Raw genomic sequence first — 23,003 nt, 5'->3', positions numbered from 1 at the left:
ACATCACTTAGTCGGTGACGGTCTTGAGCGCGGCCAGAACCCGCTCGCTGACCTCGTCGATCTCGCCGACGCCGTCCACCTCGACCAGCAGGCCGCGCTGGGCGTAGACCCGGAGCAGCGGCTTGGTCTCGGCGACGTACACGTCCTGCCGGTGCCGGATGACCTCTTCGGAGTCGTCCGAGCGGCCGTCGGTCTGCGCCCGCTTGAGCATCCGGCCGACCAGGACGTCGGTGTCGGCGACCAGCGCCACCACCGCGTCCAGGCTGTGGCCGTGGTCGGCGAGAATCTCGTCCAGCGTGCCGACCTGGGCCAGCGTCCGCGGGTACCCGTCGAGCAGGAAGCCGTCGCCGGCGTCCGCCTCGGACAGCCGGTCGCGCACCATCGCGTTGGTGACCTCGTCCGGGACGTAGTCGCCCGCGTCCATGTAGCGCTTGGCCTCGACACCCAGCGGCGTCTCGTCCTTGACGTTCGCACGGAAGATGTCGCCGGTGGACACGGCCGGGATATTCAGGCGTTCCGCAAGCACCTTTGCCTGCGTGCCCTTGCCCGCCCCGGGCGGACCCATCAGCAACATTCTCATCAGCGCAAGAACCCTTCGTAGTTACGCTGCTGCAGCTGACTCTCGATCTGCTTCACCGTGTCGAGGCCGACACCGACCATGATCAGGATCGACGTACCACCGAACGGGAAGTTCTGGTTCGCGTTCAGCAGGACGAGAGCGATCAGCGGGATCATCGAGATCACCGCGAGGTAGATCGCGCCCGGCAGCGTGATGCGGTCCAACACGTACTTCAGGTATTCCTCGGTCGGCCGCCCCGCCCGGATGCCCGGGATGAAGCCGCCGTACTTCTTCATGTTGTCCGCGACCTCCTTGGGGTTGAAGGTGATCGAGACGTAGAAGTACGTGAAGAAGATGATCAGGGCGACGTACGTCACCATGTAGATCGGGTGGTCGCCCTTGACCAAGTGGCCCTGGATCCAGTTGGACCAGCTCTTGCCCTGCTGGAACTGACTGATCAGGACCGGGAGATACATCAGACTGGAAGCGAAGATCACCGGGATGACACCGGCCTGGTTGACCTTCAGCGGAATGTACGTCGAGGTGCCGCCGAACATCTTCCGCCCGACCATGCGCTTCGCGTACTGCACCGGGATCCGGCGCTGCGCCTGCTCGATGAAGATGACCGCGGCCATGATGACCAGACCGATCGCGATCACCACGATGAAGGTGGTGAGACCCTTCTGCTTGCGGATGCTCCACAGCTGGGTCGGGAAGGTGGCGACGATCTGGGTGAAGATCAGGATCGACATGCCGTTGCCGACGCCACGGTCGGTGATCAGTTCACCGAGCCACATGACGACGCCGGTGCCGGCGGTCATGGTCAGCACCATGATGGTGATGGTGAACCAGTCGTCCTTGTAGAGCAGCGGCTCGTTGCAGCCCTGGAACAGGCGGCCCGGCGTCCGGGCCAGCGCCACGAAGGCGGTGGACTGCAGGATCGCCAGTCCGACGGTCAGGAACCGGGTGTACTGCGTGATCTTGCCCTGCCCCGCCTGGCCTTCCTTCTTCAGCGACTCCAGCCGCGGGATCACCACGGTGAGCAGCTGCAGGATGATGCTGGCGGTGATGTACGGCATGATGCCGAGCGCGAAGATCGCGAGCTGCAGCAGTGCGCCACCGGAGAACAGGTTGATCAGGTTGTAGAGGTTGGCGTTCTGGCCACCCTGGGTGATCTTGATACACGTGTCCAGGGACTGAACGTTCACCCCGGGGGCCGGCACCACGGAGCCGATCCGGAAGATCACGACGATGAAGAGCACGAACAAGATCTTCCGGCGCAGGTCCGGAGTCTTGAACGCGTTGGCGAAGGCGCCTAACACCCTGTCCTCCCACAAGTTTCCCTTGCCGCGGGCACGGCAGGGGCCTAGCTAAGCCGCTGGGCAAGAGACGAACCAGGGCCCGTCCGACCGGCGCAGGATATCAAGCACCGGCCGTTACGAGCCCTGGACCTCGTGTCACACCTCGGTCGTGGTCCCCCCGGCCGCCTGGATCTTGTCCGTGGCGGACTTGGAGAACTTGTGAGCCGAGACCTGCAGTGCCACGGTCAGTTCGCCGTCACCCAGCACCTTGACCGGCTGACCACGACGGACCGCGCCCTTGGCGACCAGGTCGGCCACGCCGACCTCGCCACCTTCGGGGAACAGTTGTCCGAGCTTGTCCAGGTTAACGACCTGGAACTCCACCCGGTTCCTGCTCTTGAAGCCCTTCAGCTTCGGGAGCCGCATGTGCAGCGGCATTTGGCCACCCTCGAAGTACTCGGGGATGTTGTTACGCGCCTTGCTGCCCTTGGTACCGCGGCCGGCGGTCTTGCCCTTGCTGCCCTCACCACGACCCACGCGGGTCTTGGCGGTCTTGGCACCGGGCGCCGGACGCAGGTGGTGAACCTTGAGCGCCATGTCAGTCGACCTCCTCGACGGTGATGAGGTGGCGAACCGTACGGACCATGCCGCGAACCTCGGGCTTGTCCTCGTGGACGGCGCTGTCGCCGATCCGCTTGACGCCCAGGGTGCGCAGCGTGTCCCGCTGGTTCTGCTTGCCACCGATACCGGAACGGACCTGGGTCACCTTCAGGCGGGCCATCAGGAAGCCACCTCCGCCCGCGCCTTCAGCAGCGCTGCCGGCGCGACGTCCTCGACCGGCAGGCCACGGCGCGCGGCCACGGCCTCCGGGGTCTCCAGGCTGCGCAGCGCCTCCACCGTGGCGTGCACCACGTTGATGGCGTTGGACGAGCCCAGCGACTTGCTCAGGATGTCGTGGATCCCGGCGCACTCCAGTACGGCGCGCGCCGAGCCACCCGCGATCACACCGGTACCAGGAGCAGCCGGGCGCAGCATGACCACGCCGGCGGCCTTCTCGCCCTGGACCGGGTGCGGGATGGTGCCCTGGATACGCGGCACCTTGAAGAACGCCTTCTTGGCCTCCTCGACACCCTTGGCGATCGCCGCGGGCACCTCCTTGGCCTTGCCGTAACCCACACCGACGGTGCCCTCACCGTCGCCGACGACCACGAGGGCGGTGAAGCTGAAGCGACGACCACCCTTCACGACCTTGGCGACCCGGTTGATGGCTACCACGCGCTCGATGTAGGCGGTCTTGTCCGCCTGCTGACCGCGACCCCCGTCGCGACCACGGCGCTCACCACCGGCGCCGCCTCCGCGACGCTGCTGGCCTCCGCTCATGTTCGAACTACCTTCTTCCCTTGATCGCCTGTCAGAAGCCGAGCCCGCCCTCGCGGGCGGCGTCGGCCAGGGCCGCGATACGGCCGTGGTACTTGTTCCCGGCCCGGTCGAAGACGACCGAGTCGATGCCGGCGGCCTTCGCCCGGTCGGCGATCAGGCCGCCGACGGTCTTGGCCTTGTCGGTCTTGTTGGCTTCCGCGCCGCGCAGGTCGGCCTCCATGGTGGAGGCGGAGACCAGCGTCTTGCCGGCCACGTCGTCGATGACCTGAGCGAACAGGTGCTTCGACGACTTGGTGACCACCAGCCGCGGCCGGTCGGCCGTGCCGTTGATCTTCTTCCGGACCCGGATCTGGCGACGCAGCCGGGAGGCCGTCTTCTTGGCGGAGTGCTTGTGCTGACGCAGTCCGATCGCCATGGTTACTTACCAGCCTTTCCGACCTTGCGGCGCACCTGCTCGCCGGCGTACCGCACGCCCTTGCCCTTGTACGGCTCGGGCTTACGCAGCTTGCGGATGTTCGCGGCGACCTCACCGACCGACTGCTTGTCGATGCCGATCACCGAGAACCGGGTCGGCGCCTCCACGTTGAACGTGATGCCTTCCGGCGCGTCCACCGTGATGGTGTGGCTGTAGCCGAGCGAGAACTCCAGTTGGGTCGGTCCCTTGGACAGGACGCGGTACCCGACGCCGACGATCTCGAGCTTCTTCTCGTAGCCGTCCGTGACCCCAGTGACCAGGTTGGCGATCAGGGTGCGGGACAGGCCGTGCAGTTCCTTGCTCTTGCGCTGGTCGTCCGGACGGGTCACGGCGATCGAGCCGTCCTCGTCGCGGCCGACCGCGATGGGCTCAGCCACCACGTGCGAGAGCTGACCCTTCGGACCCTTCACGGTGACCGTCTGGCCGTCGATCGTGACGTCGACGCCGGACGGGACCGAGACCGGGAGCTTACCGATGCGAGACATTTCTGTGGTCCTCCTTCCGGTTCTTCGTCACCAGACGTAGGCGAGGACTTCCCCGCCGACGCCCTTGTTCTTGGCCTGCTTGTCGGTCAGCAGTCCCTGGGACGTCGAGATGATCGCGACGCCCAGGCCACCGAGGACCTTGGGCAGGTTGGTCGACTTCGCGTAGACCCGCAGGCCCGGCTTCGAGATCCGGCGGACGCCCGCGATGGAGCGCTCCCGGCTCGGGCCGAACTTGAGGTCGACGATCAGGGTCTTGCCGACGGCCCCCTCCTTGGGGTCCTCCACCTTGTAGGAGGCGATGTAGCCCTCCTGCTGGAGGATGTCGGCGATACCCTGCTTGATCTTGCTGTACGGCATCGCGGTCGACTCGTGGTACGCCTGGTTGGCGTTCCGCAGACGCGTCAACATGTCTGCGATCGGGTCGGTCATCGTCATGGCCTGGGGCCTCTTTCCCGCCGTGGTTTCGCCGTTCGGCGACCTACGGTGACTAGATGGTGAATGGGGAGAAGTTCGGGGGTGGAGACGGTCACCAGCTGGACTTGGTCACACCGGGCAGCTCGCCCCGGTGCGCCATCTCCCGCAGGCAGATCCGGCACAGGCCGAACTTGCGGAAGACCGCCTTCGGCCGGCCGCAGCGCTGGCAGCGCGTGTAGCCGCGCACCGCGAACTTCGGCTTCCGGGCCTGCTTGACCTTGAGTGCTGTCTTCGCCACGTCAGTTCTCCTTGAACGGGAAGCCGAGCGCCCGCAGCAGGGCCCGACCCTCGTCGTCGTTCTTCGCGGTGGTCACCACGGTGATGTCCATGCCCCGGACGCGGTCGATCCGGTCCTGGTTGATCTCGTGGAACATCACCTGCTCGGTCAGACCGAAGGTGTAGTTCCCAGTACCGTCGAACTGCTTGGCGGACAGGCCGCGGAAGTCGCGGATCCGGGGCAGCGCGAGCGCCAGCAGCCGGTCCAGGAACTCCCACATGCGGTCGCCGCGCAGCGTCACGTGGGCGCCGATCGGCATCCCCTCGCGCAGCTTGAACTGCGCGATCGACTTACGGGCCTTGGTGACCTGCGGCTTCTGGCCGGTGATCGCGGCCAGGTCCTTGACGGCGCCCTCGATCAGCTTCGAGTCGCGGGCCGCCTCGCCGACACCCATGTTCACCACGATCTTGGTGAGCCCGGGCACCTGCATGACGTTGGCGTACTGGAACTCGTCCTGCAGCTTGCCGACGATCTCCTCGCGGTACTTCGTCTTCAGCCGCGGCTGGATCTTGTTCTCGGTTACTGCGGTGGTCATCAGATCTCCTCGCCGGTACGCCGTGCGATCCGGACGCTCCGGTAACCGGTGTACGTCGAACCGTCGGGACGGCGCTTCTGCACCTCGACGCGGTTGAAACCGACGCGGGTGGTCACCTTCTGCTTCTTGCCGTCCTTCTCGACCTCGACCAGAAGCGCCACGTTCGAGACGTGGATCGGGGCTTCCTGGGTGACGATGCCACCGGTGGTGCCGCCGCGCTGGGCCTGCTGCACCTTGGTGTGCTTCTTCACCCGGTTGACGCCCTCGACGATGACCTTCTCGTCGTTCGGGAAGACCTGGATGATCTTGCCCTCGAGGCCCTTGGACCTACCGGCGATCACGCGGACCTGATCGCCCTTCTTCACATGCAGCTTCTTCTGGGCCATCTCAGAGCACCTCCGGTGCGAGCGAGATGATCTTCATGAAGCGCTTCTCACGCAGCTCCCGGCCGACCGGCCCGAAGATGCGGGTGCCGCGCGGCTCGCCGTCGGCCTTCAGGATCACCGCGGCGTTCTCGTCGAAGCGGATGTAGGAGCCGTCCGGACGCCGGCGCTCCTTCACGGTCCGCACGACGACCGCCTTGACGACGTCACCCTTCTTCACACCACCGCCGGGGATCGCGTCCTTGACGGTGGCGACGATCGTGTCCCCGACACCGGCGTAGCGCCGACCGGAGCCACCGAGAACGCGGATGCAAAGGATCTCCTTCGCGCCCGTGTTGTCGGCGACCTTCAGTCGCGACTCCTGCTGGATCATCTGTTGATCTCCTGGTTGTCTCGCTGGTTCTCACTCACGCGAGCCTTGCGGAACGAATAAATTTCGGTTGGTTGCCGGCGAGTAGCCGCCAACAGCTACTTGGCCTTCTCGAGGATCTCGACGACGCGCCAGCGCTTGGTCGCCGACAGCGGCCGGGTCTCCATCAGGAGGACGCGGTCGCCGATACCGGCGGCGTTCTGCTCGTCGTGCGCCTTGAGCTTGCTGGTACGCCGGATGACCTTGCCGTACAGGTGGTGCTTCACCCGGTCCTCGACCTCAACCACGACGGTCTTGTCCATCTTGTCGCTCAGCACCAGACCCTCACGGGTCTTCCGGCGGCCTCGCGCCTCGGTGGTCGTGCTCACGGTCTCGTCCTTCACGTTCTCGGTCATGCGTTGGCCTTCTCACTGTCGTCCGCGGCGTCGTCCGCCACGGCCTCGGCCGGGGCGTCGACCTCCTCGGTGATGCCGAGCGCACGCTCCGACAGCACCGTGTAGATGCGGGCGATGTCCTTGCGGACGGCGCGCAGCCGGCCGTGGGACTCCAGCTGGCCCGTGGCAGCCTGGAACCGGAGGTTGAACAGCTCCTCCTTGGCTTCACCGAGCTTCTTCAGCAGCTCGTCCCGGCCCAGGTTCCGCAGCTCGGCGGCGGTCAGGGTAGCCATCAGTTCTCACCTGCCTCTCGGGTGATGAAGCGGCACTTCATCGGCAACTTGTGGATCGCGCGGCGCATCGCCTCGCGAGCGATGTCCTCCGGAACACCGGACAGCTCGAACATCACGCGGCCGGCCTTCACGTTGGCGATCCACCACTCCGGCGAACCCTTACCGGAACCCATCCGGGTCTCGGCCGGCTTCTTGGTCAGCGGACGGTCCGGGTAGATGTTGATCCACACCTTGCCGCCACGCTTGATGTGCCGGGTCATCGCGATACGCGCCGACTCGATCTGCCGGTTGGTGACGTAGTGGCTCTCCAGCGCCTGGATGCCGAAGTCACCGAAGGCGAGCGTCGTACCACCCTTGGCCGCGCCGGTGCGCTTGGGGTGGTGCTGCTTGCGGTGCTTGACCTTGCGGGGGATGAGCATTGTTCAGCTCTCCGTTCCGGTCGTCTCGGCGGGCTTGTCGGCCGCCGGCGCGCTCGCCTCGGCGGCAGGGGCCGCGTTGCTGTTGCGCGCGTCGTCCCGGCGGTTGTCGCGGCGACCGCCACGGTCACCACCACGACCACCACGGTCACCGCGGTCACCGCCGTCGCGGCGGGCCGGACGGCCACGCTGCTGGGTGGCCGCACGGGCCGCGGCCTGCGCCTCGCGCTCCGCGCGGGTGCCGGCGACGTCGCCCTTGTAGATCCAGACCTTCACGCCGATCCGGCCGAAGGTCGTCCGGGCCTCGTAGAAGCCGTAGTCGATGTCGGCCCGCAGCGTGTGCAGCGGGACACGGCCCTCGCGGTAGAACTCCGACCGCGACATCTCCGCGCCACCGAGCCGGCCGGAGCACTGGATCCGGATGCCCAGGGCGCCGCCACGCATGGTGGTCTGCATCGCCTTGCGCATCGCGCGGCGGAACGCCACGCGGCCGGACAGCTGCTCGGCCACGCCCTGCGCGACCAGCTGGGCGTCGACCTCGGAGTTCTTGACCTCGAGGATGTTCAGCTGCACCTGCTTGCCGGTGAGCTCCTCGAGGCTGCCCCGGATCCGGTCCGCCTCAGCGCCGCGGCGGCCGATGACGATGCCCGGACGAGCGGTGTGGATGTCGACCCGGACCCGGTCACGGGTGCGCTCGATCTCCACGCGGGAGATGCCGGCGCGCTCCATGCCCTTGCTCAGCAGACGACGGATCTTGACGTCCTCGCCCACGTAGTCCTTGTACAGCTTGTCGGCGTACCAACGGCTCTTGTGGTCGGTGCTGATGCCGAGACGGAACCCGTGCGGGTTTACCTTCTGTCCCACGTCAGGACTCCTTCTTCTCAGCGGTGGCCTTCTTGGTGGCCGCCTTCTTGGCGGTCGCCTTCTTGGCCGGCTTCTCAGCGGCCTCGGCCGGCTTGTCGGCAGCCTTCTTGGCCGCCTTCTTCGCCGGTGCCTTCTTCGCCGTGTCAGCGGTGTCCGCGGACTTCTTCGCGGCTGCCTTCTTGACCGGTGCCTTCTCGGCCGGCTCGGCCTCGACGCGCGGAGCGACGACCACGGTGATGTGGCTCGTCCGCTTGTCGATCCGGGTGGCCCGGCCCTGTGCGCGCGGGCGGTGACGCTTCAGCGTCGGGCCCTCGTCCACGTAGGCCTTCGCCACGACCAGGTCGGCGCGGTTCAGGTGTTCGGTGCCCTCGGCGTTCGCCGCGGCGCTGTCGACGACCTTGTACACGGTCGCGGCAGCGGCCTGCGGGGCGAACTTCAGAGTGGCGAGTGCGTCGTCGACGCCCAGACCGCGCACCAGATCGACCACGCGGCGCGCCTTCATCGGCGTCACGCGGACGAAGCGCGCGACCGCGAAGGCCCCGGGCTGCTCGCCCAGCAGGCTCTCGCGACGGGCGCTGATCGCCCTACGCTCTTGAACGCTCATGATGTTCGAATCTCTCCGTAGATTGCTTTCGCTTCGTCACTGTCCCTGCGGGATCAGCGACGCCGTGACTTCCGGTCGTCCTTCTCGTGACCCTTGAACGTCCGGGTCGGGGCGAACTCGCCGAGCTTGTGCCCGACCATCGAGTCCGTCACGAACACCGGCACGTGCTTGCGGCCGTCGTGCACCGCAATCGTGTGGCCGATCATGTCCGGCACGATCATCGATCGGCGAGACCAGGTCTTGATGACGTTCTTGGTGCCCTTCTCGTTCTGCACCTCCACCTTCTTTGCCAGGTGGTGGTCGACGAACGGGCCCTTCTTGAGGCTGCGTGGCATGTGGCCGGCTCCCTATCAGCGCTTCTTGCCGGCCTTGCGGCGCCGGACGATCATTCGGTCGCTTTCCTTGCGGGTGCGGGTCCGGCCTTCCGGCTGGCCCCACGGGGACACCGGGTGGCGACCACCCGAGGTCTTACCCTCACCACCACCGTGCGGGTGGTCGACCGGGTTCATCGCGACACCGCGGACGGTCGGGCGCTTGCCCTTCCAGCGCATCCGGCCCGCCTTGCCCCAGTTGATGTTCGACTGCTCGCCGTTGCCGACCTCACCGAGGGTGGCGCGGCAGCGCACGTCGACCATCCGGACCTCGCCGGACGGCATCCGCAGGGTGGCCATCCGGCCTTCCTTCGCGACCAGCTGAATGCTGGCGCCGGCCGAGCGGCCCATCTTCGCGCCACCGCCCGGACGCAGCTCGACGGCGTGCACCGTGGAGCCGACCGGGATGTTGCGCAGCGGCAGGTTGTTGCCGATCTTGATGTCCGCGGCCGGGCCGTTCTCGACGACCGTGCCCTGCTTCAGGTTGGACGGGGCGAGGATGTAGCGCTTCTCGCCGTCCACGTAGTGCAGCAGCGCGATCCGCGCGGTCCGGTTCGGGTCGTACTCGATGTGCGCGACCTTGGCCGGCACGCCGTCCTTGTCGTACCGCTTGAAGTCGATCAGCCGGTACGCCCGCTTGTGACCGCCACCGTGATGCCGGGTGGTGATCTTGCCGGAGTTGTTCCGGCCGCCCTTCTTCGGGAGCGGACGCAGCAGCGACTTCTCCGGGGTCGAACGGGTGAGCTCGACGAAGTCGGCCACGCTCGAGCCACGGCGGCCCGGCGTCGTCGGCTTGTACTTGCGGATTCCCATTACGACTGGCCTCCGAAGATGTCGATGCGGTCGTCACCCTTGAGGGTCACGATCGCCCGCTTGGTGTCCGGGCGCTTGCCCCAGCCGGACCGGGTCCGGCGGCGCTTGCCCTTGCGGTTGATGGTGTTCACGTCGCTGACCTTGACCTGGAAGACCTTCTCGACCGCGAGCTTGATCTCGGTCTTGTTGGCCCGCGGGTCGACCTCGAACGTGTACTTCTGCTCGTCCAGCAGGCCGTAGCTCTTCTCGCTCACGACCGGCCGGAGCAGCACGTCCCGGGGGTCCTTGTTGACTCCGTGGCTCATGCTTCTACCTCCTCGGCCTCAGTCGACGTCGCGACGGCCTTGACGGACTTGCCCTTGGGGGCGCCGGCCACGAACGTGTCCAGGGCTCCCTTGGTGAACACGACCGCGTCGCTGACCAGAACGTCGTACGCGTTCAGCTGGTCGGCGGCGATCAGGTGCACGTGCTGCACGTTGCGCAGGCTCAGCCAGGTGAGCTCGTCGGCGCGGTCGACGACGACCAGCGCCTTGCCCGGCTCGGTCACCTCGCTCAGCACCTTGAGGGCCGACTTGGTGGAGGGCTTGTCGCCGTCCACGAAGCTCTCGACCACGAACACCTGGCCGTCGCGGGCCCGGTCGGACAGCGCACCGCGGAGCGCGGCGGCGATCATCTTCTTCGGGGTCCGCTGGCTGTAGTCGCGCGGCACCGGGCCGTGGACGACGCCACCACCGGTGAACTGCGGCGCGCGGGTCGAACCCTGGCGGGCGCGGCCGGTGCCCTTCTGGCGGTACGGCTTGGCGCCACCGCCGGACACCTCGCCCCGGGTCTTCGTCTTGTGCGTGCCCTGGCGGGCCGCGGCCAGCTGGGCCACCACGACCTGGTGGATCAGCGGCACGTTCACCTGGACGTCGAACAGCTCGGCCGGAAGCTCGGCGGAACCCTTCTTGCTGACCTTGTCGCCCTTCACGACGACGACGTCGACGGTGCTCACTTCGCAGCTCCCTTCGCGGCGTTGCGGATCAGCACCAGACCGCCCTTGGGGCCGGGAACGGCGCCCTTGATCAGGATCAGGCCGCGCTCGATGTCCACCGCGTGCACGCTGACGTTCTGGGTGGTGACCTGCTCGTGGCCCATCCGGCCCGCCATCCGCAGGCCCTTGAAGACCCGGCCCGGCGTGGCGCAGCCGCCGATGGAACCCGGCGAGCGGTGCTTCTTGTGGACACCGTGGGTGGCGCGCAGACCGTGGAAGCCGTGCCGCTTCATCACACCGGCGAAGCCCTTGCCCTTGCTGGTCGCGGAGACGTCGACGCGCTCACCGGCCTCGAAGGCCTCGGCCTTGATCTCCTGGCCCAGGGCGTACTCGCTGGCGTCGGCGGTGCGCAGCTCCAGCAGGTGGCGCCGCGGCGTCACGCCGGCCTTGTCGAAGTGGCCGCGCATCGGCTTGGTCACCTTGCGGGGGTCGATGTCGCCGAAGGCGATCTGGACGCCGTCGTAGCCGTCCCGGTCCGACGTGCGGACACCGGTGACGACGCAGGGGCCGGCCTGGACCACGGTCACGGGGACGACGCGGTTGTTCTCGTCCCAGGTCTGGGTCATACCGAGCTTGGTGCCCAGCAGACCGCGCGTGTTCTTGTTCTTGCTCATTGGTTGTTCGCGTCCCTCAGAGCTTGATCTCGATGTCGACACCGGCCGGCAGGTCGAGCCGCATCAGCGAGTCGACGGTCTTCGGCGTGGGGTCGATGATGTCGATGAGCCGCTTGTGGGTGCGCATCTCGAAGTGCTCGCGGCTGTCCTTGTACTTGTGCGGCGAGCGGATGACGCAGAACACGTTCTTTTCCGTCGGCAACGGCACCGGGCCAGCAACCTTCGCACCAGTACGCGTCACCGTGTCGACAATCTTGCGTGCCGAGCTGTCGATGACCTCGTGGTCGTAGGCCTTCAGCCGGATGCGGATCTTTTGTCCCGCCATCGCTTCGCTTCGTCCTTCTCTATCGTCTTCCGTTGCGTTGCTCCGACCCCCGCGGTCGGGTGTGTCGCGAACGCGGCACGCGCGTGACCCACCGCTTCTTCGACCTTGGTGTGGAGATCGGGGCCCGGTCTCGGACCGGAACCTCGGCAGGGTCTCCGGTCCGGCGCACCAGCCAGATCAAGAAGATCTGGGACGCACCCCGGCGGCCTCGCCTGAGCAACCTGAATATTGTGCCATCGATCGACGCCGGAACGCCAATCGGGGGGCTTCACGCCCGATCCGGTACCACCTGAGCGCCGGATCGGGCACAAAGCAGAGGTCCGCGGGGGCTCAGAACCCGAGCCCTCGCGGACCTCATGAGATCACTTGACGATCTTGGTGACCCGGCCGGCGCCGACGGTACGGCCACCTTCACGGATCGCGAACTTCAGACCGTCCTCCATGGCGATCGGCTGGATCAGCTCGACCGCCATGTCGGTGTTGTCGCCCGGCATGACCATCTCGGTGCCCTCGGGCAGCGTGACGACACCGGTGACGTCGGTGGTGCGGAAGTAGAACTGCGGGCGGTAGTTCTGGAAGAACGGCGTGTGACGGCCGCCCTCCTCCTTGGAGAGGATGTAGACCGACGCCTCGAAGTTCGTGTGCGGCGTCGTGGTGCCCGGCTTGATGACGACCATGCCGCGCTCGACCTCTTCGCGCTTGGTGCCACGCAGCAGCAGACCGACGTTCTCACCGGCCTGGCCCTCGTCGAGCAGCTTGCGGAACATCTCGATACCGGTGACCGTGGTGGTCTGCTTGGTCTCGTGGATGCCGACGATGTCGACGGTCTCGTTGACCTTGATGACACCGCGCTCGATCCGGCCGGTGACGACCGTACCGCGACCGGTGATGGTGAAGACGTCCTCCACCGGCATCAGGAACGGCTTGTCGATCTCGCGCTCCGGCTGCGGGATGTACTCGTCGACCGCGTTCATCAGCTCGAGGATCGACTCGCCCCACTTGGCGTCGCCGGTCAGGGCCGGGTGGGCCGCGACACGGACGATCGGCGCGTTGTCGCCGTCGAACTCCTGCTCCGAGAGCAGCTCGCGGACCTCGAGCTCGACGAGCTCCAGGATCTCCTCGTCGTCGACCATGTCGCACTTGTTCAGGGCGACGACCATCGCCGGCACGCCGACCTGACGGGCGAGCAGCACGTGCTCACGCGTCTGCGGCATCGGGCCGTCGGTGGCGGCGACGACCAGGATCGCGCCGTCCATCTGGGCCGCACCGGTGATCATGTTCTTGATGTAGTCCGCGTGCCCCGGGCAGTCGACGTGGGCGTAGTGCCGGGCCTCGGTCTGGTACTCGACGTGCGCGATCGAGATGGTGATACCGCGCTGGCGCTCTTCCGGCGCCTTGTCGATCTGATCGAACGCCGACGCCTCGTTGAGGTCCGGGTACTTGTCGTGCAGCACCTTGGTGATCGCCGCGGTAAGCGTCGTCTTACCGTGGTCGATGTGACCGATGGTGCCGATGTTGACGTGCGGCTTAGTCCGCTCGAACTTCGCCTTCGCCACTGGGGCCCTCCTAGATAAATGTTGACTACGCCGTACGCCGACGCGCTCTGGGTGTGGTGGTCAGGAGCGAGAGGTTACTCGCCCCGGGCCTTCTTGATGATCTCTTCCGCCACGTTCTTCGGAACCTCGGCGTAGGAATCGAACTGCATCGAGTAGGACGCGCGGCCCTGGGTCTTCGACCGCAGGTCACCGACATACCCGAACATCTCCGACAGCGGCACCAGGGCCTTGACGACCCGGCTGCCACCGGGGCCTTCGTCCATCGACTGGATCTGGCCACGGCGAGAGTTGAGGTCGCCGATCACTTCACCCATGTAGTCCTCGGGGGTGGTGACCTCGACCGCGAACATCGGCTCCAGGATGACCGGATTCGCCCGGCGGGCGGCATCCTTGAAGGCCATCGAACCGGCGATCTTGAAGGCGAGCTCGGAGGAGTCGACGTCGTGGTAGGCGCCGTCCTGCAGCGTCACCTTGACGTCCACCATCGGGTAGCCGGCCAGTACGCCGAACTCCATCGCCTCCTGGGCGCCCTCGTCCACCGACGGGATGTACTCCCGGGGGATGCGGCCACCGGTGACGGCGTTGACGAACTCGTACCCGCCCTCACCACCGGCCTCGACGCTGGTCGGCTCGATGTCGATGATCACGCGCGCGAACTGACCCGAACCACCGGTCTGCTTCTTGTGCGTGTAGTCGACCTTCTCGACCTTCTTCTTGATGGTCTCGCGGTAGGCGACCTGCGGCTTGCCGACGTTGGCCTCGACGCGGAACTCGCGCTTCATCCGGTCGACCAGCACCTCGAGGTGCAGCTCGCCCATACCGGCGATGATGGTCTGGCCGGTGTCCTCGTCGGTCCGGACCTGGAAGGTCGGGTCCTCCTCGGCGAGCCGCTGAATCGCGACGCCCAGCTTCTCCTGGTCGGCCTTCGACTTCGGCTCGATGGCGACCGAGATCACCGGGGCCGGGAACTGCATCGACTCGAGCACGACCGGGTTCGCCGGGTCGGCCAGCGTCTCACCGGTGGTGGTGTCCTTCAGACCCATCACGGCGACGATGTGGCCGGCGCCGATCGACGCGATCTCCTCACGCTTGTTCGCGTGCATCCGGTAGATCTTGCCGATTCGCTCCTTGCGGCCCTTGGTCGGGTTCAGCACCTGAGTGCCGGTCTCGAGCTTGCCCGAGTACACCCGGATGAAGGTCAGCTTGCCCAGGTGCGGGTCGGCCGCGATCTTGAACGCCAGCGCCGAGAACGGCTCGCTGTCGTCCGGCTTGCGGAGCACGACCTGGTCGGAGTCCTTGACGTCGTGGCCCTCGATGGCCGGGACGTCGATCGGGCTCGGCAGGTAGGCGTTGACCGCGTCCAGCAGCGGCTGGACGCCCTTGTTCTTGAACGCCGTACCGGTCAGCACCGGGGTGAGCTTGCTGGCCAGGGTGGCCCGGCGGATGCCGGCCACGAGCTGCTCCTGGGTCGGCTCCTCGCCTTCCAGGTACTGCTCCATGATCTCGTCGTCGGCCTCGGCCAGCGTCTCGATCAGCTTGTCACGCCACTCGGCGGCCAGCTCGGTGTGGCTGGCCGGGATCTCCTCGACCGTGTAGTCCTCACCGATCTTGGTCTCGCCACGCCAGGTCAGCGCGCGCATGCCCACCAGGTCGACGACGCCGATGAAGTCGGCCTCGGCCCCGATCGGCAGCTGCATGACCAGCGGCACCGCGGCGAGGCGGTCCTTGATCATGTCGACGCAGCGCATGAACTCCGCGCCGGTGCGGTCCAGCTTGTTGACGAAGCAGATCCGCGGCACGCCGTACCGGTCCGCCTGGCGCCACACGGTCTCGGACTGCGGCTCGACTCCGGCAACACCGTCGAACACCGCGACCGCGCCGTCGAGCACGCGCAGCGAGCGCTCCACCTCGACGGTGAAGTCGACGTGACCCGGGGTGTCGATGATGTTGATGGTGTGGTCTTTCCAGGTGCAGGTCGTCGCGGCGGACGTGATCGTGATGCCGCGCTCCTGCTCCTGCTCCATCCAGTCCATCGTGGCAGCGCCCTCGTGGACCTCACCGATCTTGTAGGTGATACCGGTGTAGAAGAGGATCCGCTCGGTCGTCGTCGTCTTGCCGGCGTCGATGTGAGCCATGATCCCGATGTTGCGGACCTTGGCCAGGTCGGTGGTGATTTGTACGGCCACCTCGGTGGTCTACCTCTCGATTCTGTACTGCGTCAAAGGGGTGAGCGCTGGGGTCCGGATCGGACCCCGGATCACCAGCGGTAGTGGGCGAAAGCCTTGTTGGCTTCGGCCATCTTGTGCGTGTCCTCGCGGCGCTTCACCGACGCACCGAGACCGTTGGACGCGTCCAGGATCTCGTTCATCAGCCGCTCGGACATGGTCTTCTCGCGACGGGCCCGGGAGTACGTCGTCAGCCAGCGCAGCGCGAGCGTGGTCGACCGGCCCGGCTTGACCTCGATCGGCACCTGGTAGGTGGCACCACCGACGCGGCGGCTCTTCACCTCGATGCTCGGCTTCACGTTGTCCAGCGCACGCTTCAGCGTGATCACCGGGTCGGTGCCGGTCTTCGCCCGGGTGCCCTCGAGCGCGCTGTAGACGATGCTCTGCGCGATCTGCTTCTTGCCGTCGACCAGGATCTTGGAGATCAACTGGGTGACGAGCGGCGAACTGTAGACCGGGTCGATGATGACCGGGCGCTTCGGGGCGGGGCCCTTGCGCGGCATTAGCTCTTCTCCTTCTTCGCGCCGTAGAGGCTGCGGGCCTGCTTCCGGTTCTTCACACCCTGGGTGTCGAGCGAACCGCGGATGATCTTGTACCGGACACCCGGGAGGTCCTTCACCCGGCCGCCACGCACGAGCACGATCGAGTGCTCCTGCAGGTTGTGGCCGACGCCGGGGATGTAGGCGGTGACCTCGATACCGCTGGTCAGGCGGACACGCGCAACCTTGCGAAGCGCGGAGTTCGGCTTCTTCGGCGTGGTCGTGTAGACGCGCGTGCACACACCACGACGCTGAGGGGAACCCTTCAGGGCGGGCGTCTTGTTCTTGGACACCTTGTCCTGGCGGCCCTTGCGGACCAGCTGGTTAATGGTGGGCACCGCGTGGGTCTCTTTCTGTCGTCCGGCTGGGTTTGCTGCTGTTACCTGACCCCCGCGGTCGGGTGTGTCGCGTGCGCACGAGCAGACCGAAGCCGTAATCTTCCAGACTGTCGGCAGGAGTCCCGTGCCACGCGGCCCGACCCGTTGGACGAGGGGCACGCATGACGGCCCAGGAAAGACCCCGGGCACGATCGTTAAGACTAGCGGGTGCCTCAAGCACGGTCAAAATGAGTCGGCAACCGCGGTTGAGAGCCTTCCGCCCTTTTAGTGTACAGGGACTACGCGGTGGCCTTCCCGGCCAGGAAACCGGCCGCGACGGCGGCGTCTCCCTCAACCGTCAGGACGCTCGTCGGCAAGCGCTTCCACAGGCACCTGACGAGGTCGGCCGCCGTCCCCGACAGGACCGCTTCACCGATCGCCTCGCCGCGCTCGATCTGCGGCCCGATCCCTGTGGACACAGCGTCTTGGGACCCAGGCGTCAGCGTCCACGCGTGCCCGGTGTCGGTAGCCCGGACGCCGATCTGCCGGGTGACCGCCGGCGCGAACCCGCGGGCCAGCATCCGCGGCAGGAACACCTCGAACACCTCGTCCACGCCGTCGGCCGCGATCGCAGCAGGTACGACGGCCAGACCAGTGTCGACCTGCTCCCCGGCAGCCACGCCGGCCTGGACGAGGTCCACCAGGTGGATGACCGTCTCATGCAGGCGCCGCCGGGTCCAGAATCCCGCCCGCTGTTCCACCGGGGCGAAGTTCCAGCACGGCTCGTCCGGGTCGACGGCACGGATCGCGGCCACCAGCGCCGCGGTCGTACCGGCGTACCAGTCGGCCCAGGAGATCGTCGTCCGCAGTACGTCCGGCACCTTCTGCGCCGTACCGCTGAGCAGGATCGACGCCGCCCAGCGCTGTCCCGCCCCCAGGTGCAGGGCCAGGTCCGCGACGGTCCAGCCGGGGCAGGCCGGGACGGCGGCGCCGGGATCCACCCATTCGAGGGCGGCCGCGAAGTCCGCGGCCGCTCGCTCGAACCCGGACAGGTGGTCGATCGGTTCAGGCACGGAACTCCACATCGGTGATCAGGCCGTCCGTGACGCGGTACAGGGCGAGCTGCGGGGTGGACTCCCCGTCGTCGTAGCTGACGATCTGCTCCACCACCCACTCCCCCAGCATCATCCTCTGCAGGACCTCGGTCTTGCAGCGGCCGGCGTCGAAACGCGGGCGGTAGTACTCCCGCAGGAACCGGCGGCCCTTGAGCTCGGAGCCGTCCGCGAGCTGAATGCGGGCGGTCGGCGAGTACATGGCCAGGAAGGCCTCGAGGTCGTGTGCGGCGTACGCGGCGTGCTCGCGGGCGACCACACGGGCCGCCGGGGTGTCCGCGGTGAAGGGCTCGGCCAGCTGCGGCTGAGCGAGTGGCTGAGTAGGCGGCTGGGTCAGCGGCTGAGTAGGCGGCTGGGTGAGCGGCTGAGTGGCTGGCTGGGCCTTGGGCGCCTGCTGCGTAGCGGGTGCAGCAGGAGCCGGGGCTTCCTTGACCGCGACGGACGCCTTGGGCGCCGACGTCGTACGGCGGGTCGTGGTCTTCTTCTTGGCCGGAGGTGGGACGAGGAGCTTGCCGTCGTTGCCGGGCTCGTCGCCGAGGTGAGCGATCGCCCAGTCGAGAGCCTTGGTCACGGCGGCGCGTGATTCTTCGGTGTGGTCGAGCATGTCGAACCCGTGGTGCCCTTTCGGTACGTCGATGATGTCCAGCGCGGTGCCACCCGCGGAGACGAACTCCGCAACCGGACCGGCGAGCTCCTCACGCTCGAGTCCAGCTCTTGTCAGTAGTACCGGCAGGTCCTTGTGTTTGCCGATCACCTCGGCAGCGGTTACCAGATCGTCGACACCGGGCGGGGTGGCGAGCAGGGGGTAGGTCAGGGCCACGAAGCGCAGCCAGTCGGGGCGGCTGTCCAGCCACTCCCCGGCCAGCAGGCCGGCGCCCGAGAAGAACCACAGGCCGACCCGATCGGGGTCGACACGTGGATCGGAACGCAGTACGCCGACCGCGGCCTCCACCTCGTCCGCGGCAGCGACCAGCCGGTCGAGGCCGTGGATCAGGCTGTGGTCGACGACTGCGGCCACCAGGCCTCGCCTGGCGGCAGCGGTCGCGTAGCCCTTGTAGACCGGCCAGTCCCGAGGCATCACCTCGAGCCCGGCGGGTCCGGGTCCCCCGTGCACGAAAAGAATTGCGCCGCCTCGGGCGGTACCGGGCGGGCGGTACAGGTCGATCTCCCCCAGGCGATCGACACGTACGTCAGAACCTTCCAGAACCCCCAAGACGAAAGGCCGCAGATAGGCCGGCAGATCCGTCATGCACCAATCTTGGCGCATCCCGCCCACACTTTGTGCCGCCACCCCGAGTGTCTTCCCCAGCACCCGCCGTACCGGCCCGTAAATGCCGCGAGGGCGGCACCTCCCGGGTGGGAAGTGCCGCCCTCGGGCGGAGCGACTGCGCTCAGTTCTGGTAGGAACCGAGGTCGAAGTCGTCGAGCGGGACCGACTGACCGCTGGACGGGCCGAAGTCGTAGTCGTACGACTCGTAGCCGACCATCGAGTACATCGCGGCCTTCGCCTCCTCGGTGGGCTCCACCCGGATGTTGCGGTACCGGTCCATGCCCGTACCGGCCGGGATCAGCTTGCCGATGATGACGTTCTCCTTCAGACCGACCAGCGAGTCGGACTTGCCGTGGATCGCGGCCTCGGTGAGGACGCGGGTCGTCTCCTGGAAGGAGGCGGCCGACAGCCACGACTCGGTCGCCAGCGACGCCTTGGTGATACCCATCAGCACCGGACGTCCCGAGGCCGGCGTACCGCCCTCGGCCACCACGCGGCGGTTCTCCGCCTCGAAGGTGACGCGGTCCGCGAGCTCGCCCGGCAGCAGCTGGGCGTCGCCCGACTCGATCACCGTGACCCGGCGCAGCATCTGCCGGACGATGATCTCGATGTGCTTGTCGTGGATGGCCACACCCTGCGACCGGTACACCTCCTGGACCTCGTCCACCAGGTGCTCCTGCGCCTTGCGGACACCCAGGATCCGCAGGACCTCCTGCGGGTCCGGCGTACCCTGCGTCAGCTGCTGGCCGACCTCGACGTGCTGGCCTTCCTCGATCAGCAGGCGGACCCGCTTGGAGACCGGGTAGGCGACCTCCTCGGCCCCGTCGTCCGGCGTCAGCACCAGCTTCCGGGTCTTGTCGGTGTCCTCGATCGAGATCCGGCCGGCGGCCTCCGAGATCGGCGCCTTGCCCTTGGGCTGGCGGGCCTCGAAGAGCTCGACCACACGCGGCAGACCGTGGGTGATGTCATCACCCGCGACACCACCGGTGTGGAAGGTCCGCATGGTCAGCTGGGTACCCGGCTCACCGATGGACTGGGCCGCGATGATGCCGACCGCCTCACCGATGTCGACCGGCTTGCCGGTGGCCAGCGAACGGCCGTAGCACTTCGCACAGGTACCGGTCTTGGCGTCACAGGTGAGCACCGACCGGACCTTGACCTCCTCGAGCCCGGCCTCGACCAGCTTCGCGATCGAGACGTCGCCGAGGTCGCTGCCCGCGGCCAGGACGAGCTTGCCGTCCGGGTCGAAGGCGTCGGTCGCCAGGGTCCGCGCGTACGCGCTGGTCTCCACGTTCTCGGCGTGCACGACCTTGCCGTCCGGGCCCTTCTCGCCGATCTTCTTCGGCAGGCCCCGCTCGGTCCCGCAGTCCTCCTCGCGGATGATGACGTCCTGCGACACGTCCACCAGACGACGGGTCAGGTACCCCGAGTCGGCGGTCCGCAGCGCGGTGTCGGCCAGACCCTTCCGCGCACCGTGGGTGGCGATGAAGTACTCGACCACCGACAGGCCCTCACGGAAGTTGGACTTGATCGGCCGGGCGATGATCTCACCCTTCGGGTTGGCCACCAGGCCACGCATACCGGAGATCTGCCGGATCTGCATCATGTTGCCTCGAGCACCCGAGTGCACCATCATCCAGATCGGGTTGTCCTTGGCGAAGTTCTCCTCCATCGCCTTACCGACCTCGGCATTGGCGCCGGTCCAGATCTCGATCAGCTCCTGACGCCGCTCGGACGAGGTGATCAGACCCCGCTCGAACTGCTTCTGGACCTTCTCGGCCTGGGACTCGTACCGGGCCATGATCTCGGGCTTCGACGGCGGCGTGCTGAAGTCGTCGATCGACACCGTCACCCCGGACCGGGTGGACCAGTAGTACCCGAGGTCCTTCAGCGCGTCCAGCGCGTGCGCCACCTCGACCTTGGTGTACCGCTCGGCCAGGTCGTTGACGATCCCGCCGAGCTGCTTCTTGCCCACCTCTGTGTCGACGAACGGGTAGTCCGCCGGCAGCGCCTCGTTGAACAGTGCCCGGCCCAGCGTGGTCTCCAGCGCGAAGCCGCCGCCCGGCAGCTCGATCGCGTCCGCCGGGGCGGCCGATCCGCTCAGCCGGACCTTGATCTTCGCCTGCAGCGACAGCTCGTTGCGGTCGAAGGCCATCGTCGCCTCGGCGACCGAGCTGAACGCCCGGCCCTCGCCCAAGGCGGCTTCCTTCAGCATCGTCAGGAAGTAGATGCCGATGATCATGTCCTGGGTCGGCATCGTGACCGGACGGCCGTCGGCCGGCTTCAGGATGTTGTTCGTCGACAGCATCAGGATCCGGGCCTCGGCCTGCGCCTCGGCCGACAGCGGCAGGTGCACCGCCATCTGGTCGCCGTCGAAGTCCGCGTTGAACGCGGAGCAGACGAGCGGGTGGATCTGGATCGCCTTGCCCTCGATCAGCTGCGGCTCGAACGCCTGGATGCCGAGCCGGTGCAGCGTAGGCGCACGGTTCAGCAGCACCGGGTGCTCGGTGATGACCTCTTCCAGCACGTCCCAGACCTGGGCGCGCTGGCGCTCCACCATCCGCTTCGCGGACTTGATGTTCTGCGCGTGGTTGAGGTCGACCAGCCGCTTCATCACGAACGGCTTGAACAGCTCCAGCGCCATCGCCTTCGGCAGACCGCACTGGTGCAGCTTCAGCTGCGGGCCGACGACGATCACCGAACGACCGGAGTAGTCGACGCGCTTACCGAGCAGGTTCTGCCGGAAGCGGCCCTGCTTGCCCTTGAGCATGTCGGACAGCGACTTCAGCGGCCGGTTGCCCGGGCCGGTGACCGGACGGCCGCGGCGGCCGTTGTCGAACAGCGCGTCGACGGCCTCCTGCAGCATCCGCTTCTCGTTGTTGACGATGATCTCCGGCGCGCCCAGGTCGAGCAGTCGCTTGAGCCGGTTGTTCCGGTTGATCACCCGGCGGTACAGGTCGTTCAGGTCCGAGGTGGCGAACCGGCCACCGTCGAGCTGGACCATCGGCCGCAGGTCCGGCGGGATGACCGGGACGCAGTCCAGGACCATGCCCATCGGGCTGTTGTTGGTGGCCAGGAACGCGGTGACGACCTTCAGCCGCTTCAGGGCGCGGGTCTTGCGCTGGCCCTTACCGGTCTTGATCGTCTCGCGCAGGTTGTCCGCCTCGGCCTTCAGGTCGAAGGTCTCCAGCCGGCGCTGGATCGCGGCGGCACCCATGGCGCCCTCGAAGTACTTGCCGAACCGCTCCTTCATGGCGCGGTAGAGGATCTCGTCGCCCTCCAGGTCCTGGACCTTCAGGTTCTTGAACCGGGTCCAGACCTCGTCGAGGCGGTCGATCTCGCGCTGCGCGCGGTCGCGCAGCTGCTTGACCTCACGCTCGGCGCCTTCCTTGACCTTGCGGCGTACGTCGGCCTTGGCGCCCTCGGCCTCGAGCTGCGCCAGGTCCTCCTCGAGCTTCTTCATCCGCTGCTCGATGTCGTTGTCACGACGGTTCTCGAGCTGCTTGCGCTCCACGTCCACACGACCCTCGAGCGACGACAGGTCGCGGTGCCGCGCCTCGTCGTCGACGTCGGTGATCATGTACGCCGCGAAGTAGATGACCTTCTCCAGGTCCTTCGGGGCGAGGTCGAGCAGGTAGCCGAGCCGCGACGGGACACCCTTGAAGTACCAGATGTGGGTGACCGGCGCGGCCAGCTCGATGTGGCCCATCCGCTCGCGGCGCACCTTGGAACGGGTGACCTCGACGCCACACCGCTCACAGATGATGCCCTTGAAGCGAACGCGCTTGTACTTGCCGCAGTAGCACTCCCAGTCCCGGGTGGGACCGAAGATCTTCTCGCAGAACAGACCGTCACGCTCGGGCTTGAGCGTCCGGTAGTTGATCGTCTCGGGCTTCTTGACCTCGCCGTGCGACCACTGGCGGATCTCATCCGCGGTCGCCAGGCCGATCCGAAGCTCGTCGAAGAAGTTCACGTCGAGCACGATGTGTTATCTCCCGTTGCTAAATGGTCTGAGTTGAGTTGGTTGTTGATCTCAAG

Annotated in this window: 29 protein-coding genes and 1 pseudogene; all 30 read right to left on the bottom strand. The window is 67.1% G+C overall.

Annotated features, from left to right (window positions below; translation table 11 throughout):
• Positions 1 to 7 precede the first annotated feature (7 nt).
• Positions 8 to 580: an adenylate kinase gene (locus BJY22_RS11100; RefSeq protein WP_167205899.1), complete on the bottom strand. Its 573-nt coding sequence runs from the start codon at positions 578 to 580 to the stop codon at positions 8 to 10.
• A complete protein-coding gene (gene secY, locus BJY22_RS11095) occupies positions 580 to 1,881 on the bottom strand; it encodes a preprotein translocase subunit SecY (protein ID WP_167205897.1) in 1,302 nt (433 codons plus the stop codon). Before secY ends, BJY22_RS11100 begins: the two co-directional genes overlap by 1 nt.
• A gap of 135 nt (positions 1,882 to 2,016) precedes the next feature.
• Positions 2,017 to 2,457 carry a 50S ribosomal protein L15 gene (gene rplO, locus BJY22_RS11090; protein WP_167205895.1) on the bottom strand — a complete coding sequence of 147 codons (441 nt, stop codon included), beginning with the start codon at positions 2,455 to 2,457 and terminating at the stop codon, positions 2,017 to 2,019.
• 1 nt (position 2,458) lies between these two features.
• Positions 2,459 to 2,641 (bottom strand): 50S ribosomal protein L30, encoded by a 183-nt coding sequence (gene rpmD / locus BJY22_RS11085; protein WP_167205893.1) that lies wholly within the window; start codon positions 2,639 to 2,641, stop codon positions 2,459 to 2,461.
• Positions 2,641 to 3,240: a 30S ribosomal protein S5 gene (rpsE, locus tag BJY22_RS11080; RefSeq protein ID WP_167205891.1), complete on the bottom strand. Its 600-nt coding sequence runs from the start codon at positions 3,238 to 3,240 to the stop codon at positions 2,641 to 2,643. The genes rpmD and rpsE overlap by 1 nt, the downstream gene beginning before the upstream one ends.
• A gap of 31 nt (positions 3,241 to 3,271) precedes the next feature.
• Complete coding sequence (rplR, locus tag BJY22_RS11075) at positions 3,272 to 3,655, bottom strand: 50S ribosomal protein L18 (RefSeq protein ID WP_167205889.1); 384 nt, start codon at positions 3,653 to 3,655, stop codon at positions 3,272 to 3,274.
• Positions 3,656 to 3,657: 2 nt separating this feature from the next.
• Positions 3,658 to 4,200 carry a 50S ribosomal protein L6 gene (gene rplF, locus BJY22_RS11070; protein WP_167205887.1) on the bottom strand — a complete coding sequence of 181 codons (543 nt, stop codon included), beginning with the start codon at positions 4,198 to 4,200 and terminating at the stop codon, positions 3,658 to 3,660.
• A 27-nt stretch (positions 4,201 to 4,227) separates the two neighbouring features.
• Entirely contained in the window at positions 4,228 to 4,635 is a 408-nt protein-coding gene (gene rpsH / locus BJY22_RS11065; RefSeq protein ID WP_167205885.1) for a 30S ribosomal protein S8, read from the bottom strand.
• A gap of 91 nt (positions 4,636 to 4,726) precedes the next feature.
• Positions 4,727 to 4,912: a type Z 30S ribosomal protein S14 gene (locus BJY22_RS11060; protein WP_012923674.1), complete on the bottom strand. Its 186-nt coding sequence runs from the start codon at positions 4,910 to 4,912 to the stop codon at positions 4,727 to 4,729.
• A 1-nt stretch (position 4,913) separates the two neighbouring features.
• Positions 4,914 to 5,486, bottom strand: a complete 573-nt coding sequence (gene rplE / locus BJY22_RS11055; RefSeq protein ID WP_167205883.1) for a 50S ribosomal protein L5 — start codon at positions 5,484 to 5,486, stop codon at positions 4,914 to 4,916.
• Positions 5,486 to 5,872 carry a 50S ribosomal protein L24 gene (gene rplX, locus BJY22_RS11050; RefSeq protein WP_167205880.1) on the bottom strand — a complete coding sequence of 129 codons (387 nt, stop codon included), beginning with the start codon at positions 5,870 to 5,872 and terminating at the stop codon, positions 5,486 to 5,488. Before rplX ends, rplE begins: the two co-directional genes overlap by 1 nt.
• Position 5,873: 1 nt before the next feature.
• Complete coding sequence (gene rplN, locus BJY22_RS11045; protein WP_012923677.1) at positions 5,874 to 6,242, bottom strand: 50S ribosomal protein L14; 369 nt, start codon at positions 6,240 to 6,242, stop codon at positions 5,874 to 5,876.
• A gap of 95 nt (positions 6,243 to 6,337) precedes the next feature.
• The gene (gene rpsQ / locus BJY22_RS11040; protein ID WP_167205878.1) at positions 6,338 to 6,634 is read right to left on the bottom strand and encodes a 30S ribosomal protein S17; all 297 of its coding nucleotides are present in this window, start codon (positions 6,632 to 6,634) and stop codon (positions 6,338 to 6,340) included.
• Complete coding sequence (rpmC, locus tag BJY22_RS11035) at positions 6,631 to 6,906, bottom strand: 50S ribosomal protein L29 (protein ID WP_167205876.1); 276 nt, start codon at positions 6,904 to 6,906, stop codon at positions 6,631 to 6,633. Before rpmC ends, rpsQ begins: the two co-directional genes overlap by 4 nt.
• The gene (gene rplP / locus BJY22_RS11030; RefSeq protein WP_167205874.1) at positions 6,906 to 7,325 is read right to left on the bottom strand and encodes a 50S ribosomal protein L16; all 420 of its coding nucleotides are present in this window, start codon (positions 7,323 to 7,325) and stop codon (positions 6,906 to 6,908) included. Before rplP ends, rpmC begins: the two co-directional genes overlap by 1 nt.
• 3 nt (positions 7,326 to 7,328) lie before the next feature.
• Positions 7,329 to 8,186 carry a 30S ribosomal protein S3 gene (rpsC, locus tag BJY22_RS11025; RefSeq protein WP_167205872.1) on the bottom strand — a complete coding sequence of 286 codons (858 nt, stop codon included), beginning with the start codon at positions 8,184 to 8,186 and terminating at the stop codon, positions 7,329 to 7,331.
• Positions 8,187 to 8,334: 148 nt separating this feature from the next.
• Positions 8,335 to 8,790: pseudogene (gene rplV / locus BJY22_RS41545) on the bottom strand (50S ribosomal protein L22); the annotation flags it as partial.
• A 53-nt stretch (positions 8,791 to 8,843) separates the two neighbouring features.
• On the bottom strand, positions 8,844 to 9,125 hold the full coding sequence (rpsS, locus tag BJY22_RS11015) for a 30S ribosomal protein S19 (protein ID WP_130384641.1): 282 nt from the start codon (positions 9,123 to 9,125) through the stop codon (positions 8,844 to 8,846).
• Between the two features lie 15 nt (positions 9,126 to 9,140).
• Positions 9,141 to 9,974 (bottom strand): 50S ribosomal protein L2, encoded by an 834-nt coding sequence (rplB, locus tag BJY22_RS11010; protein ID WP_131286351.1) that lies wholly within the window; start codon positions 9,972 to 9,974, stop codon positions 9,141 to 9,143.
• Positions 9,974 to 10,279, bottom strand: a complete 306-nt coding sequence (gene rplW / locus BJY22_RS11005; protein ID WP_167205868.1) for a 50S ribosomal protein L23 — start codon at positions 10,277 to 10,279, stop codon at positions 9,974 to 9,976. Before rplW ends, rplB begins: the two co-directional genes overlap by 1 nt.
• Positions 10,276 to 10,968, bottom strand: coding sequence for a 50S ribosomal protein L4 (gene rplD / locus BJY22_RS11000; RefSeq protein ID WP_167205866.1), 693 nt, complete (start codon positions 10,966 to 10,968; stop codon positions 10,276 to 10,278). The genes rplW and rplD overlap by 4 nt, the downstream gene beginning before the upstream one ends.
• Complete coding sequence (gene rplC / locus BJY22_RS10995; RefSeq protein WP_167205864.1) at positions 10,965 to 11,621, bottom strand: 50S ribosomal protein L3; 657 nt, start codon at positions 11,619 to 11,621, stop codon at positions 10,965 to 10,967. The genes rplD and rplC overlap by 4 nt, the downstream gene beginning before the upstream one ends.
• Positions 11,622 to 11,637: 16 nt before the next feature.
• Positions 11,638 to 11,946 (bottom strand): 30S ribosomal protein S10, encoded by a 309-nt coding sequence (gene rpsJ, locus BJY22_RS10990; protein WP_012923688.1) that lies wholly within the window; start codon positions 11,944 to 11,946, stop codon positions 11,638 to 11,640.
• 362 nt (positions 11,947 to 12,308) lie between these two features.
• A complete protein-coding gene (tuf, locus tag BJY22_RS10985; protein WP_167205862.1) occupies positions 12,309 to 13,502 on the bottom strand; it encodes an elongation factor Tu in 1,194 nt (397 codons plus the stop codon).
• Positions 13,503 to 13,576: 74 nt separating this feature from the next.
• A complete protein-coding gene (gene fusA, locus BJY22_RS10980) occupies positions 13,577 to 15,637 on the bottom strand; it encodes an elongation factor G (RefSeq protein WP_202891816.1) in 2,061 nt (686 codons plus the stop codon).
• A 122-nt stretch (positions 15,638 to 15,759) separates the two neighbouring features.
• Positions 15,760 to 16,230: a 30S ribosomal protein S7 gene (gene rpsG, locus BJY22_RS10975; RefSeq protein WP_167205858.1), complete on the bottom strand. Its 471-nt coding sequence runs from the start codon at positions 16,228 to 16,230 to the stop codon at positions 15,760 to 15,762.
• Complete coding sequence (rpsL, locus tag BJY22_RS10970) at positions 16,230 to 16,604, bottom strand: 30S ribosomal protein S12 (RefSeq protein ID WP_130384649.1); 375 nt, start codon at positions 16,602 to 16,604, stop codon at positions 16,230 to 16,232. The genes rpsG and rpsL overlap by 1 nt, the downstream gene beginning before the upstream one ends.
• Positions 16,605 to 16,882: 278 nt before the next feature.
• Positions 16,883 to 17,656, bottom strand: coding sequence for a maleylpyruvate isomerase N-terminal domain-containing protein (locus BJY22_RS10965; protein ID WP_337758504.1), 774 nt, complete (start codon positions 17,654 to 17,656; stop codon positions 16,883 to 16,885).
• A complete protein-coding gene (locus tag BJY22_RS10960; protein WP_167205854.1) occupies positions 17,649 to 18,944 on the bottom strand; it encodes a nuclear transport factor 2 family protein in 1,296 nt (431 codons plus the stop codon). Before BJY22_RS10960 ends, BJY22_RS10965 begins: the two co-directional genes overlap by 8 nt.
• Positions 18,945 to 19,086: 142 nt before the next feature.
• A complete protein-coding gene (locus tag BJY22_RS10955) occupies positions 19,087 to 22,947 on the bottom strand; it encodes a DNA-directed RNA polymerase subunit beta' (protein WP_167205852.1) in 3,861 nt (1,286 codons plus the stop codon).
• Between the last annotated feature and the right edge of the window lie 56 nt (positions 22,948 to 23,003).

Origin of the sequence: Kribbella shirazensis (assembly GCF_011761605.1) — a bacterium.
Taxonomy (GTDB): domain Bacteria; phylum Actinomycetota; class Actinomycetes; order Propionibacteriales; family Kribbellaceae; genus Kribbella; species Kribbella shirazensis.
The sequence above is the reverse complement of the archived record's forward strand: the minus strand, read 5'-3'. Positions and strand labels throughout refer to the sequence as shown.